We start from the raw sequence: 13586 nt of genomic DNA, 5'->3' as shown, positions 1-13586 counted from the left end.
AGAGACGGGAATTCCCGCGGTACCACTCTTCTTGCCTGCATGATGCAGACCGCTTTATGGTGATAACGGTTCCCTCCGGCTATGCCTACTCTCGTTTCGGATAGCATCTCAAAAGTGCGTTTCGCGACGTTTGTCAGCCCAGGCTCTCACCAATCCCCAGGTCGCTTTGTTGACTAAACCATCGTTACTCTCTTTTTCATCGACTTTCGTCTATGCGGTTGAAAAGCAACTTCATTATAGAGGATATTCCCTGTATACTCAATGCTAGAATTCAAGCATGATAAAAGAAAGGCAGGACTCGTACGAAATCATGACGAATCTTTACTATTATATCTTGAAATGTCCCATGCTAGGAGGGAACACATGAACCACTTTCGCAAGATGTCCGTGCTCGGTTGGAGTATATGGAGTGTTTTGTTCTGCTTCACCATCGGATTATTTGCATTGGATGTGCTGCACGCCCCGACCATCGATCCGTTGTCTTTTATTTTAATCTCATTACTTGTCATCATCTTTCAACTCGATTCAATCGAAGTCAAAGGTGTGTACTTCACATTCTCTGAGAGTATCGTATTAATTCTATTTCTATTTTTTGGATTTGAAACAGCACTCATCGTCAACCAGATTGGATTATTCGTCTTTCAGTTCGCCAATCTGAGACCAAAAGTCGCCATACGCCGCTTCCGCTTCACCTATCCGTGGAACGCCATTACGGCGTACTTGGAAATTGTCATTCCCGCTACCGTCTATCTCGCCCTCGGCGGGGTAACCGGCCTTGATTTTTATTCGCAAGAATCGTTTGTACCGCTCGCCGGGTTATTCCTTGCCATCTTCTTAAATACCGTATTTCAAAAATATCAGGTGAGATGGTGGTTCCGCGTCGATATCGCATTGAGCGACTTCATGAAAATCGCTTTCTACACATACGTCGTCAGTTTGATCTTCATCTTAGCGGCAGCGTTCTTCCGAGAGACGAATTTACTTGTCGTCAGTAGCATCGCGGCAGCGTTGACCTTCTTCATCAAACGACTTCTCATTCAAAAAGAGCGACAGGATGCGTATAAATCTTTGATTGAACAGTACGATGAAGCGAAAGAAGCCGTCTCTTTATCACAGAGCGAAGCGCAAGCAATTGAAGTCTTTTTAAGTCAGTGTGAACAATTGAACCATTACGATGAAGGATATATCGAGTTCAAGCTATTCAATCGCACACTCTATTTTGACTTGAAGACACGTCAACCGATTGATCGCCCCATCGTATTTGCGCTACTGGATATCAGTCAACCTGTCGAGCCGGTCCTTGACTACGAGATGCGATTTGAGTGGGATGCCTCATTGTCTGACGCTTTTCATGACGATTACCATAGCTTCGTCTCAATTCGTTCGGAAGAGATTGAGGGAATTCGCACATGGATCGTGATGACAGGAGAACCCGTATATGGGTATCCGAAGATTATCCAACAGGAAATCATCAAGTTGCTTAAGTCGTTCAACCGGACCATCAGCCGCTGTCATGAACGAGATCGTCTGTATACTGAGAGCCGGACGGACAGTTTGACCCTTCTCGCCAATGCTCGCGCTTTCTACGAATACGGGATTCAACAAATATCCGACATCTCGATGTATCCGATCTCGGTCGCCATGCTCGACATCGATTTCTTTAAAAAAATCAATGATACGTATGGCCATCAAGTCGGTGACCAAGTGTTACAGGAATTTGGTCGACGTATCCGGCAAGTCCTTCGTGCTGATGACTTCGCCGCCCGTTATGGTGGGGAAGAATTTATCTTGCTTCTCAATCATTGTGACATGTCTCAAGCCGTTGACATTGCAGAAAGAATTCGCCAGCAAATCGAAGCGAAACCGTTCCTTGTCGATCATCATGAGATTTCTGTGACCGCGTCCATCGGGGTCGATACAATCGATGCGTTTGGAAATAAGCGCTTAGACGATACGATTCGAAACGCGGACCGTGCCCTATATGTCGGCGGGAAATATGCGGGACGTAACCGCGTGGCGCACTTCAACAATTTAACGACATAAACTCCCCTTTCTCACATCGAATTGGGGAGTTTTTAAGTTGACAAGCGGATTTGAAACAGGTACGTTAGGGAACGTGTTTACTAATTGGATAGATTCACTTTTTATCGAGAGAGACGGAGGGACTGGCCCTGAGAAGTCTCGGCAGCGGGGAACCTGTGCCAAATCCAGCGGGCGTATTGCTCGAAAGATGAAAAGGGTATTTCGCACGAAGGACCTTTTTCTTAAGAAAGGGTCCTTTTTATTTTTAGTGAGGTGATTATTTTGGAACAACCAACAGCAAACAAATGGGCACTCTTGCCGTTACTCGTCTTCTTACTCTTCTTCATCGGAGCGGGTGTCTATTACGGAGACTTCTATAAGTTTCCGGTACTCGTTGCGGCCATCATCGCCTTGATGGTTGCGGCATTCATGACAAAAGGAAGTGCCACCCAAACCGTCGAGCGCATCGCGCAAGGAGCCGGGAACCCGGGCATCATCATCATGATTTTCATTTTCTTACTGGCTGGCGCCTTTTCAACGGTAGCGGAAGCCATCGGGGCAATCGATGCAACGGTCAACGCCGCCTTGACTCTATTACCACCATCGCTTCTCTTGAGCGGACTCTTCGTCATCGCCGCTTTCATTTCAATGGCGATGGGCACATCGACCGGGACGATTGCGGCACTTGCACCAATCGCCCTCGGTATCCATGAAGAGAGCGGCGTCAATGTCGCCATCGCTGCCGCAGCCGTTGTCGGAGGAGCAATGTTCGGGGACAATCTCTCGTTCATCTCGGACACGACGATCGCTGCCGTCCGGACGCAACGAACGAACATGCGTGATAAATTCCGCACGAACTTCTGGATCGTGCTACCGGCCGCCATCATCACGACGATTTTACTCGCCGTCTTGTCAAATGGGGAGTCCACGGTCGATGTCGCCGCATTCGAATGGTACAAACTGATTCCGTATCTTGCCGTCATCGGACTCGCATTGACAGGATTGAACGTCATCTTGGTTCTGTTAGGTGGTATCACGCTCACCGGTATCATCGGTCTCCTGGATGGAAGCCTATCCGTCACAGCGTTTGTGACAGCCATTGCGGACGGGATGATTGGCATGGCCGAAATTTCATTCCTGACGTTACTCATGGGTGGACTCGTCGGTCTCATCTCACACAACGGCGGACTCACGTATTTACGTGACGCGTTGACATCTCGTATTCAAAAACGTGCCGGTGCCGAGTGGAGTATCGCTGGTCTCGTCAGTGCGACGAACGTAGCGACGGCGAACAATACGATTTCCATTCTCGTAGCCGGACCGCTTGCAGCGAACATCGCGGACGAGTATGACATCGAACGGAAGAAATCAGCGAGCGTACTCGATATCTTCTCATGTGGCGTACAAGGAATTCTCCCATATGGAGCACAACTTCTCATCGCCGCAGAGTTGACGAAGACCGCTTCGCCGGACCTCGTCCCGTTCATGTTCTATCCGTTCCTCCTCTTTATTTGTGGAGGAATCGCCATCGCATTCAATTTCCCGCGTTTCAAAAAACAGTCATAACCAAAAACACCCCTTGTTCAAAGGGGTGTTTGTCGTTTGGTTATCATTTCTTGTTTCAACTGCTCGTTGCGTTTCTTGAACGCCCGTCGTTTGAGCACTTCTTCAAGTCCTCGACTGATGGCCCATAATACGACGAGGAGCAGACCGAGCATGGATAAGCGAAACGGGCTTTGGATAAATTCTTCCCACTGGTCCCCAATGACAGAAAAAATCACGACGACGAGCAGTTTCCCGAATCCTGCCGCCATGATGAACGTACGGAGCGGCATTTGAATGAGCGCCAATAAATAGGTGATCAAACTGACCGGGATGAATGGGAGTGAATATAAGAATCCGAGTGAGATCGGACTCATATGATTGATGCGTTCTAACCAATAGACCGCCGCCTTATGTTTCTCGAGCCAGCGTGTCATCGGTTTGCGGAACACATAACGGACGGCTGCAAAGACGACGATCGTTCCAAGAAGGTTCCCGATCCAGGATAAGAGGACCCCTAACAGAAAGCCGTATGTCGCCGCATTCGCAGAGATGATTAAGACGAGTGGTAAAAATGGAAAAATCGCTTCTAAAAACGGCGCACCCAGACCGGCCCATGGACCACCAGGCAAACTTTGAAGCCATTCAATCAATTGGATAATGTACTGTTGGAGAGAATTTAGCATAGTCGTTCCACCTTCAACTTTCGTTACTACTCTATTACCCGAATTCAATTTTCAAGACGCATCTCCCTGCATTCGTCAAAAAAAATTAAAAACCATTTGCGAAAATTCGTCGTGATATTTATCATATAATAATGGACTTGTGGTTGCAGGCAAGTCTATTCGTCGAACGACACAACCCAACGTTCGTTTTCCTGCAAAAAACTGAACACAGGGGAGCAACACAACATGGAAACAAAACCAATGCGGGTCTTGTTGTACTATAAGTACGTCAACATCGAAGACCCAGAAACACTCACGCAAGAACATTTGAAGTATTGTAAGGACCTCGGCATCAAAGGACGCATCTTGATTTCCTCCGAAGGAATCAACGGGACGTGCTCTGGTACTTGGGAGCAAACCGAGCAGTACATGAATGACTTGAAAGCAAACCCTCTCTTCAGCGATATCGAGTTCAAAATCGATGAAGTCGAAGAGCATGCCTTCAAGAAAATTTTTGTCCGTCACAAGAAAGAGCTCGTGACGTGGCGCTTTGATGGCGAGTTTGATGTACCGAAACAACACGGTGCATACCTCGAACCAGCAGAATGGAAAGAGATGATGAATCGTGATGATGTCGTCATCCTCGACGTTCGTAACAACTACGAGTACGAACTTGGTCACTTTAAAAATGCGATCAAAATCGATGTAGAGGCTTCACGTTACATGCCGGAATGGCTCGAAGAGAACAAGGACCTCTACGAAGGGAAAACACTTCTCACGTACTGTACCGGTGGCGTCCGTTGCGAGAAATTTACAGCATATATGCGTGACCAAGGTCACGACAACATCTTCCACCTTAAAGGTGGCGTCGCAATGTATGGTAAAGATGAAGCGACAAAAGGAGAGGACTGGGAAGGCGAGCTCTATGTCTTTGACGAGCGGATCAACGTCCCGGTTAACTCCGTGAACCCATCTGTCGTCTCACACTGTATGCACTGTGGGACCGAGACGGTTCGTTACGTTAATTGTGCCAACCCGGAGTGCAATGTACAGCATTTCTGTTGTGAAGAGTGTGAACCAAAACAAATGCGTTCATGCTCGAAGGAGTGTCAAGAACACCCACGCAACCGTTATATCATCGATAACATTGCAGAGAAACTTCAGGAGACTGAAGGAGTAGTCGGGTAACAAAAATCGACCAGAAGATGTCTTGGAGAACGTGTCCAAGACATCTTTTTTTGACGAAATCTTAACGTCTAGCTTGCTCCTCTTTCGGGTATATTGAAGATACTATGTCAGACAGGAAGTGAATGTACGCATGTTTAACGAACCTTTACTCGCCGCGATTCTCGCTTGGTTTATCGCCCAAGCGGCCAAGCTCGTAACTGAACTCATTAAAACAAGAGATTTTGAAATTGAAATCATGTTCGCTTCAGGCGGCATGCCAAGTTCGCACTCGTCCACCGTCGTCGCACTCGCTACGGCAATCGGGCGAATGGAAGGCATTGACTCAAGTCTATTCGCTCTCGCTGTCGTCTTTGCCACCATCGTCATGTATGATGCGACCGGAGTTCGGCAGGCGGTCGGTTTCCAAGCACGGCTCTTGAACGATTATTTCAAAGGGATCAAACATGAGACCCCGCTCTTGAATGAGCTTGTCGGCCATACGCCGTTCCAGGTCATCGTCGGAGCGCTACTCGGTCTCGTCGTCGGATTGTTTTTCCCAATGTAATGGAACAAGGTATGTCATTTCTCACACTCTTGATTCTTTTTGTGAAGTTTCACAAAGAAGAAGTTATACTCAAGAGAGAGGAGGAATCGACATGCCTTTTTTGCAGAAATCTTACGAGTCACTCGATACACTCGCCGAAGCCATCGGACAAGCGATTCGAGCACCAATCACGATCGAGAACCGCCACCACCAATTGCTCGCCTATAGCACCCACCCCGATTCGACCGACCCGGCCAGGATTGCGACCATCATCGGGCGTCGTGTCCCAGAAGCCGTCATCGAAGATCTATGGGAGAGTGGCATTTTACAAGAAGTCATCGACCAAGATGAACCCGTCGTCATCCCGGCCCGTCTCGCCGTCGGTCTCGGGGAACGCGCAGCCATCGTCATCAAACAACATGATGAAGTACTCGGCTATATTTGGAGCTTGGCTCGGACGAATCCGTTCAGCACTCAAGAACTAGCTATCCTGCAAGAAGGGGCAACCATCGCCAAAAAATTACTGATGACCATTGCGATGCATGAGCGGCGAATCAGCGCCGAGCTCGAGCGCTTCTTATTAGATGTACTCGCTTCCCCGACTCTCACGGATGCCAATCGCGAACGATTGAACGAGCTTGCCCCGATTGCTGTCGCCAGCCGTTTGACGGTCATCGAATGTGCTCAACCGATCACCCCTCAACTTGCGGAACGCCTTCACTATGTGCTCGCGACGCAAGAGGCCATTGAAGTCGTTTTACATGCCATCGACGGTCAACAGCTACTCGTCTGGCACTATATGAAGTCTGAACTCTCCGATGAAGAGACCGCACTCATTGCCTGGGCGGAACGATTCGAACAATTGCTTCAAGACAAGTTCAGCGAATCCGAACCACGCCTTGGCATCAGTCGACGTTTTTTCGAAAGTGACATGTTATATGCCGCAGCGGAAGAAGCGCGACGGGTGACCACGCTGCGTCGCAAGTTCCCGCTCGAACTCTCGACTTCCCGTGCATTTGAGCAAATCGGCATTTATCAACTCGTCCCGGAACTCGCTCGGCGTATCGGGCTCCGACTTGAGACCCATCCGACCGTCGAACGGTTGCAACATTATGACTCATCCCATCAGACCGAACTCGTGAAGACACTCGAGTGGTATTTTTATTTTGATGGGAACGTCAAACGAGTCGCCGCCCATCTTCATATCCATCCGAATACCGTTCTGTATCGGATTCGCCGCATCGAAGAGTTGACGAATATCACGCAAGTTTCCTTACCCGAACGGTCCATGATTTATTTAGCCATTAAGGCTGGTCAATATCGATTAGAAGACTAGACGTTTGCTTTGTGATTTTTCACAAAGTGAGCGTCTTCGTTTTTAGAATCCATGATAAAGACAGCGTTTTCGAATGGGTCTATACTAGGGGTGTGAACAATTTGTGTCAACGGAATGAAAGGGGAATGTTCCATGAAAATCGGGGTATTGAAAGAGATTAAAAACAATGAAAATCGGGTGGCCTTAACACCGATGGGTGCATTTATGTTAACGGAGCTTGGTCATGATGTATTCGTCGAAACGAATGCCGGTCTCGGTAGCGGCTTCACGAATATGGAATATATTGATGCTGGTGCGACGATTCTTGAAACGGCGAAAGAAGTTTGGGAAGGCGTCGAACTCGCTCTCAAAGTAAAAGAACCACAACCGTCTGAGTATCAATACTTCCGTCCTGACTTGACGCTCTTCACTTATCTACACCTTGCGGCGGAGCCGGAATTAACGAAAGCGCTCGTCGATTCAGGGATTACAGCGATCGCCTACGAGACGGTAGAAGTGGACCGCACGTTACCACTCCTCACACCGATGAGTGAAGTGGCGGGACGTATGGCTGCGCAAATCGGAGCCCAAATCCTCGAAAAACCACATGGTGGAAAGGGAATCTTAATGTCTGGTCTCCCAGGTGTGCCTCGTGCGAACGTCACGGTCATCGGAGGCGGTGTCGTCGGAACGAATGCAGCTCGAATCGCAATCGGTCTTGGGGCGAGCGTGACGTTGATGGACATTAGCCCGGCTCGTCTTCGTCAAATCGACGACTTGTTCGGAAACACAATCAATACGTTGATCTCAAATAAATACAACATTGCGAAACAAGTGGCTGAGAGTGACCTTGTGATTGGTGCCGTGCTCATCCCAGGAGCAAAAGCACCGAAACTCGTCACGGAAGAAATGGTACAGCGCATGTCGCCTGGTTCGGTCATCGTCGACGTCGCCATCGACCAAGGTGGAATTTGTGAGACGATCGACCACATCACGACGCATGATGCGCCAACGTATGAGCGCTATGGCGTGCAACACTACGCTGTCGCTAACATGCCAGGTGCCGTGCCACGCACTTCGACAATGGGTCTGACAAACGCGACGATGCCATATATCATCGAGTGTGCACAAAAAGGCGTATTCCCAGCACTTCTTGAAAACGAGGCGCTTCTCAAAGGCCTAAACGTCATCAACGGAACGGTCACGTATGAAGCGGTCGCACGTGATTTGGAATATCCGTTCGTTCCTGCCCATGAGGCGGTCTCGAAACAAACACAAGCTTAACCCTTAAGACGATGAGATGCACGTTCTCATCGTCTTTTCTCTATACCAAAAAGAAGGAATCGAACGCCATCGTCCGATTCCTTCTTTATTATGCGTTATGCGTTTTCAACGGCGATATCTTCCCCGATGATTTTCACTTCCGGCTCTAATTCCACTTCGAATTTCTCTTTAACGGTCGCCTGGACGTGACGGATGAGTGAAATGTACTCAGTCGCCGTCGCCTCATCGATATTGACGATGAAGCCCGCATGTTTGAGCGAGACTTCCGCCCCTCCGATGCGTTTGCCTTGTAGACCAGAGTCTTGAATCAACTTGCCGGCAAAATAGCCAGGCGGACGTTTGAACACACTTCCACATGAAGGATATTCAAGCGGTTGTTTCGATTCCCGTTTATACGTCAAGTCGTCCATGACTTCTTTGATCAATTCATAGTTTTTCGGTTCTAGTTCGAACGTCGCCTCGAGTACGATCAAGCCCTCTTTCGAGACACGGCTCGTTCGGTAGTCAAGATCGAGTTCATCTTTAGATAAATGAAGTACTTGACCATCCTGCGTCAACACCGTCGCAGATGTGATGACATCCTTCGTCTCTCCGCCGTATGCACCTGCGTTCATGTAGACGGCACCACCGACCGTCCCAGGGATCCCACATGCAAATTCGAGGCCGGATAACCCCTCTGCTAATGCTTGACGTGAGACGTCGATAATCGCCGCTCCTGCCTGCGCAATCATTTGATTCCCTTCTCGACGAATCGAGTCGAGTTCATTCAAGTTCAAAACGATTCCACGGATGCCACCATCGCGAACGATCAAGTTTGAACCGAAGCCAAGAATCATAAACGGCATCGCTTCTTGATGGGCCAGTTGTAAGACGGCCTGTACTTCTTCGTACGTGTGTGGAGCCACGAAGTAATCTGCCTTACCGCCTAGTTTTGTATACGTGTGTGCCGACAACGGCTCGTCTTGAAGGACGCGCTCGGCCGGAATGATCATCTGGAGTTGCTGTAAAAAGCTCATGCGTTCACTCAATCCTTTATGTTCTATTTAATCAGTGTCTCGGTCCCATCTCATTCGTTCCGAGCACGTCACTGAATGGTTTCAGTACGAATCACAGTATACAAATGATTATTGGACGTGACAAGCAACGTTTTTCTTACAAATTCACGATTAGTTTATAGCAATAGCGATGTCGCAATGGCAACAATGATGGGAATTGTAAAGTTATCCCAATCTCGATATGAAATCGCTTCAGTTAGCGTAGCGATGATGGAAATGATAAACCCATATGTTACCACTTGCCAAAGGACGACATCATTCCACAAAAACAATAAAAATAAGACGGCATACGAGCTTAGGAACATGGCGATGCTTCCTTGGAAAGAACGCTTTTGGCCATATAAATCATAGACGACCGTCCCATATTTACGCCCGATGAGTGCAGCCATCCCGTCCCCCCAGGCGAGGACGAGTGATCCGGCTAAAAACGCGATCGGCTCGGACTCGAAGAAGAAGTATAAAATAATGAGCAATGCAATCGGATAGTATACGGTCCCGAATGATTTCCGTTCCGTTTGATGCACTGGTGACGGGCTTTTATATAATAAGACCGCATTCGCAAATGTGAAGAAGATGAGCGGGACTGCCGCGACGTACCATGAATCCATTAACCAAACTGCTAATAACGACCAATGTCCGACTGCGATATGTACACTTTTTCGAATCGTTTCATCCGTCCATCCCAGACGTTTCCCGACTTGCTCAAGACCTACGAGAAACACGAGGACGACTACAATGGAAAGAATCGAACTAATCCATTCATTCATTGCTTGACCACCTTCATCTATAGAGTGTGTATGATACCGTCATTATACCTTAATCAGTGCCCATCCTAGCTTACTTTTCAAACATTTGGTAGAATGAGGTCAAATGACTGTATAGCCAACGTACGCTGTTGGCGATAGAAAGGGTGGCCGTATGCGCGACGCAACTTCAATTCAAACTTTGGCAGATTGCCTTCATTTTATGCAGGTCGGAGAAATCGAGCGAGCCATCGCCCTCTTCCCTGAAGACGTGCGTGAACATTTCCCAAAAGAGCTTCGAAAAATCCACTTGTTTCATATTGAAAAGAACGGATTATCGATTAATCAAATCGTCGCCCTCGCGAATGCATTGACCGGCGAGCATCTCTCCGCGACGACGATTCAAAACTGGACGAAGCGTGAAGTTCGTAAAATCATCGGTGTCCCACGAATCGGTAAAAAGTATTCCTTGCATCAAGCGGCAATCATTTATCTCCTTGATGACTTGAAACACCTTTTTTCTCTCGAAGAGACGAGTTCCTTGTTGGCGCTCATTTTCAACAACCCTGACCGGGACGAAGACGACTTCATCAAACCGATTGATTTTTATCGACTGTACGCGGAGTATGCGAAGTCAACGAGCCCGATTGACCTCCTCGATACACGGGCGAAGCGTTCGCTCGAAAAGATGAACTATGAACATCCAAATATCATTCATGTCTTGAAGCTTTGTCTATACGCACATCGGGTGACGACACTTGAACTCGAGGCCAAGCACTACTTGAACCGTTTCATTTGATGAGACGGTTTTTTCGCACCAAAAAACACCGGTCGGTTGACCGGTGCTCGTCATCGTTATGAGACAGATGCTGCGAGTGGCATGCGCGATTTGACCGTTAACGTCTTTAAGACGGAAAGGAGTTCGAACATCGATAACTGATCGGCTTCTTTCGTTAAGCAGAACGTATCGTCCTCTTGTTTCCGTAGTTCCGCGACAAGTTTACCCGCTTTGTCGCGAACGCTGAACTTGTGACGTTCCACATCGTATTGAATCGTGAAGAGTCCGCGTTCATAGACGTTGTACTCACACTTTTTCCCGAATAACGAGAACTTGTCTTTCAATTGACCAATCGCCTGTCCATCATGGTTCATTACGACCCATTTTTGGCAGTTCGGGATGTATTTCCCGTGAGCGATCTGTCGTCCAGACAAATTGTGCACTTGGACACTGCCTTCCGCGTCGCGGTGAACAGATCCGATCGCATCATTTGTCTCGTCATAAATGGTCGCCTCACCTTGTGTAAAGACGCAACCTTTTACATAAATTAATTTGCGCACCGCTTTTTCCTCCTAGCACGTTCCAACCGTGATTGTTTGTATGTGTACGGTCGGGTATTACTGAAAACCCCAATCGTTTCTCTGTGTAGTTTTTATCTCGTTTCAACTACTACATATTTCATATGACGAAGATGATTATTGCATCGTTTAAAGAAAAAGACAACCCTTTTTTTTCGACATCATTTGGATTCTGTCGAACTTGTGAACAAGCCTATTCTCATCGCTTATATCCCGCCTCTTTTAAGAGTTCTTCAAGCTCCATTCTTGCAATCAGACGAACTTGATTTGGCGCCGCCAATTCGTATGCGCTGTCCGTGAAATTCGAGTTCGTCACGACCCAGCCTTCGTGTGCTTGATAATAGGGCACGGCCGCTGCAATTTGTTGAACCGCTTCGAGCCCGACCGTCTTTTCATAACGCTTTGCTTGAACGGCAATCGACCATCCATCCGGTGTCTCCAGTAACAAGTCTGCTCCAAAGTCACGCGATGCCGGAGTCACCGTGACCGTATATCCAAGCGCGGTGAACACTTCCTCTAAAAATAGTTCAAACTCCCGACCATCCATCCGATCAATGCGGTCGATGGTCGACAGCCTTACTTTCCATATAAACCACGCAATTCCAAGCAAGAGAAGCAGGACGCTGCTCCAAAGCGGTGCCTCGAACCACCACAAACATATGGCACCGATAATCCCAATGAGTAATCCAATCATCTCCATCTTTCCTTTCCAAGTCCTCTCCCTCACTTTACCGTTTCGAGGGCAGGAAATGAAAGGGGGATCTGTCGAATGATATAGAAGATGTGCTCGTCTGACACCACGAAGGAGGGATGACTGTTCATGGAGAATCATGCCAATCTCCAAAGTGAGTTACTTCATGCATTACCTTACGGAGTTGCGTTAATACAGAAAGATGGAACAATCGTTCAGGCAAACCGTCCGTTTCTTGAGCAGTTTCCCGAGAATCTACAGAGACGTTCGAACCTTTTCCATATGGTCAATCAGTCACCCATTACGATGGAATTATCTCGTCGGATGGAACAAGGACTACCTTGGATGTATGAACTGCCAACGATGCGAGTACACGCTATCCCGTGGGAAAATCAATATATTCTTTCCATCGAGCCGCTGCCACATGACACACGCGTGACGATTCAACACAACGCGTTTGAGGCGATGATGCACACCGAACTCGACATGGCGATGATCATGACGGATGCGAATCTGCTGATCACTCGTTTTAATCAGGGAGCCACGGAACTGTTTGGCTATGCCCCCCATGAAGTGCTCTACGAAATGACACCGTTCGCTTTATTTGAATCGAGAGAGTTAAGTGAAAAGCGCTCTGCTTATCAAGATGAGACGGAACGATTGCTATCGTTTGAACAAATGTTGCGCCTCGCACTCGACAAAGGTGACCGGGAATGGAAGTTTCAATGTAAAGACCGGACACATTTCATCGGCAAACTATTCATGCATCCCGTATACGAGCAAGAACAACTCATCGGCTTCTTTTTCTTCGTATTTGATGTAAGTTCTGAGATTGAGCTGAAACGCGAGCTCCGCTATAAGGAACAACGGTATCGCATGTTTGCCGAATCGGTCATCGAAGCCGTCCTATTCCATGAAGACGGAATGATTCTCGATGCGAACAAGGCGGCGGAGTCCATCTTTAAAATTCCCGCAGAACAGATGGTAGGACGCCAGACCGTCGAGTTTATCGCGGAAGGATACCGGGCCGATGTGTTACGCCGCATTCGTAATCACATTCAAACGCCTTACGAAGTGATTGGTCGACGGGAAGATGGAACGTTCTTGGAACTAGAGGTATATCCAAAAGAAGTGACGTATCAAGGGCAAACGTTACGGGTCGCAGTCATGCGGGACATCAGCGACCGTAAAAAATAGAGCGT

The 13586-nt window shown here is 48.0% G+C and carries 13 protein-coding genes, 1 riboswitch and 1 other annotated feature (1 of these 15 running past the window's edge); of the genes, 8 read left to right on the top strand and 5 right to left on the bottom strand.

The features are described 5' to 3' along the window. Window positions 1-209: a binding site (T-box leader), on the bottom strand (it extends 3 nt beyond the left edge of the window). 154 nt (window positions 210-363) lie between these two features. Then, entirely contained in the window at window positions 364-2043 is a 1680-nt protein-coding gene (locus EAT1B_RS10305; protein ID WP_015880516.1) for a GGDEF domain-containing protein, read from the top strand. A gap of 98 nt (window positions 2044-2141) precedes the next feature. Then, window positions 2142-2237, top strand: a riboswitch (SAM riboswitch). A gap of 67 nt (window positions 2238-2304) precedes the next feature. Then, window positions 2305-3588: a Na+/H+ antiporter NhaC family protein gene (locus EAT1B_RS10300; protein ID WP_015880515.1), complete on the top strand. Its 1284-nt coding sequence runs from the start codon at window positions 2305-2307 to the stop codon at window positions 3586-3588. A 17-nt stretch (window positions 3589-3605) separates the two neighbouring features. Here the strand turns inward: EAT1B_RS10300 and EAT1B_RS10295 are convergent, their stop codons facing one another. Continuing rightward, the gene (locus EAT1B_RS10295; protein WP_015880514.1) at window positions 3606-4250 is read right to left on the bottom strand and encodes a TVP38/TMEM64 family protein; all 645 of its coding nucleotides are present in this window, start codon (window positions 4248-4250) and stop codon (window positions 3606-3608) included. A gap of 225 nt (window positions 4251-4475) precedes the next feature. On the opposite strand from EAT1B_RS10295, the gene EAT1B_RS10290 reads away from it, so the two are divergent. From EAT1B_RS10290 to ald, 4 genes are all read left to right on the top strand, one after another. Next, window positions 4476-5417: a rhodanese-related sulfurtransferase gene (locus EAT1B_RS10290; protein WP_015880513.1), complete on the top strand. Its 942-nt coding sequence runs from the start codon at window positions 4476-4478 to the stop codon at window positions 5415-5417. A 118-nt stretch (window positions 5418-5535) separates the two neighbouring features. Beyond that, window positions 5536-5961, top strand: a complete 426-nt coding sequence (locus EAT1B_RS10285) for a divergent PAP2 family protein (protein WP_148209484.1) — start codon at window positions 5536-5538, stop codon at window positions 5959-5961. 91 nt (window positions 5962-6052) lie between these two features. Continuing rightward, window positions 6053-7276: a CdaR family transcriptional regulator gene (locus tag EAT1B_RS10280; RefSeq protein ID WP_015880511.1), complete on the top strand. Its 1224-nt coding sequence runs from the start codon at window positions 6053-6055 to the stop codon at window positions 7274-7276. A gap of 132 nt (window positions 7277-7408) precedes the next feature. After that, on the top strand, window positions 7409-8539 hold the full coding sequence (gene ald, locus EAT1B_RS10275) for an alanine dehydrogenase (protein WP_015880510.1): 1131 nt from the start codon (window positions 7409-7411) through the stop codon (window positions 8537-8539). 95 nt (window positions 8540-8634) lie between these two features. Here ald and murB read toward each other — a convergent pair whose 3' ends face one another. Further along, window positions 8635-9555: a UDP-N-acetylmuramate dehydrogenase gene (murB, locus tag EAT1B_RS10270; protein WP_015880509.1), complete on the bottom strand. Its 921-nt coding sequence runs from the start codon at window positions 9553-9555 to the stop codon at window positions 8635-8637. 155 nt (window positions 9556-9710) lie between these two features. Continuing rightward, window positions 9711-10361 (bottom strand): diacylglycerol/polyprenol kinase family protein, encoded by a 651-nt coding sequence (locus EAT1B_RS10265; RefSeq protein ID WP_015880508.1) that lies wholly within the window; start codon window positions 10359-10361, stop codon window positions 9711-9713. 151 nt (window positions 10362-10512) lie between these two features. Between EAT1B_RS10265 and EAT1B_RS10260 the strand changes: the two genes are divergently transcribed. Continuing rightward, the gene (locus tag EAT1B_RS10260) at window positions 10513-11136 is read left to right on the top strand and encodes a DUF1836 domain-containing protein (RefSeq protein ID WP_015880507.1); all 624 of its coding nucleotides are present in this window, start codon (window positions 10513-10515) and stop codon (window positions 11134-11136) included. A 56-nt stretch (window positions 11137-11192) separates the two neighbouring features. Here EAT1B_RS10260 and EAT1B_RS10255 read toward each other — a convergent pair whose 3' ends face one another. Further along, complete coding sequence (locus tag EAT1B_RS10255; RefSeq protein ID WP_015880506.1) at window positions 11193-11675, bottom strand: hypothetical protein; 483 nt, start codon at window positions 11673-11675, stop codon at window positions 11193-11195. Window positions 11676-11892: 217 nt separating this feature from the next. Then, complete coding sequence (locus tag EAT1B_RS10250) at window positions 11893-12387, bottom strand: restriction endonuclease (protein ID WP_015880505.1); 495 nt, start codon at window positions 12385-12387, stop codon at window positions 11893-11895. Between the two features lie 126 nt (window positions 12388-12513). Here EAT1B_RS10250 and EAT1B_RS10245 point away from each other — a divergent pair, with 126 nt between their 5' ends. Next, window positions 12514-13581, top strand: a complete 1068-nt coding sequence (locus EAT1B_RS10245) for a PAS domain-containing protein (RefSeq protein ID WP_041917972.1) — start codon at window positions 12514-12516, stop codon at window positions 13579-13581. The last annotated feature ends 5 nt before the right edge of the window (window positions 13582-13586 follow it).

The sequence above is a fragment of the Exiguobacterium sp. AT1b genome, from assembly GCF_000023045.1.
GTDB lineage: Bacteria > Bacillota > Bacilli > Exiguobacteriales > Exiguobacteriaceae > Exiguobacterium.
Note: the sequence above shows the minus strand (reverse complement) of the source record. Positions and strands in the feature narration are given on the sequence as shown.

What these genes read in the sequence shown, in the direction of transcription:
- EAT1B_RS10305 (WP_015880516.1), top strand. Translation starts at nt 364, where the DNA reads ATGAACCACTTTCGCAAGATGTCCGTGCTCGGTTGGAGTATATGGAGT.
- EAT1B_RS10295 (WP_015880514.1), bottom strand. Translation starts at nt 4,250, where the DNA reads ATGCTAAATTCTCTCCAACAGTACATTATCCAATTGATTGAATGGCTT.
- EAT1B_RS10290 (WP_015880513.1), top strand. Translation starts at nt 4,476, where the DNA reads ATGGAAACAAAACCAATGCGGGTCTTGTTGTACTATAAGTACGTCAAC.
- EAT1B_RS10280 (WP_015880511.1), top strand. Translation starts at nt 6,053, where the DNA reads ATGCCTTTTTTGCAGAAATCTTACGAGTCACTCGATACACTCGCCGAA.
- ald (WP_015880510.1), top strand. Translation starts at nt 7,409, where the DNA reads ATGAAAATCGGGGTATTGAAAGAGATTAAAAACAATGAAAATCGGGTG.
- murB (WP_015880509.1), bottom strand. Translation starts at nt 9,555, where the DNA reads ATGAGCTTTTTACAGCAACTCCAGATGATCATTCCGGCCGAGCGCGTC.
- EAT1B_RS10265 (WP_015880508.1), bottom strand. Translation starts at nt 10,361, where the DNA reads ATGAATGAATGGATTAGTTCGATTCTTTCCATTGTAGTCGTCCTCGTG.
- EAT1B_RS10260 (WP_015880507.1), top strand. Translation starts at nt 10,513, where the DNA reads ATGCGCGACGCAACTTCAATTCAAACTTTGGCAGATTGCCTTCATTTT.
- EAT1B_RS10250 (WP_015880505.1), bottom strand. Translation starts at nt 12,387, where the DNA reads ATGATTGGATTACTCATTGGGATTATCGGTGCCATATGTTTGTGGTGG.
- EAT1B_RS10245 (WP_041917972.1), top strand. Translation starts at nt 12,514, where the DNA reads ATGGAGAATCATGCCAATCTCCAAAGTGAGTTACTTCATGCATTACCT.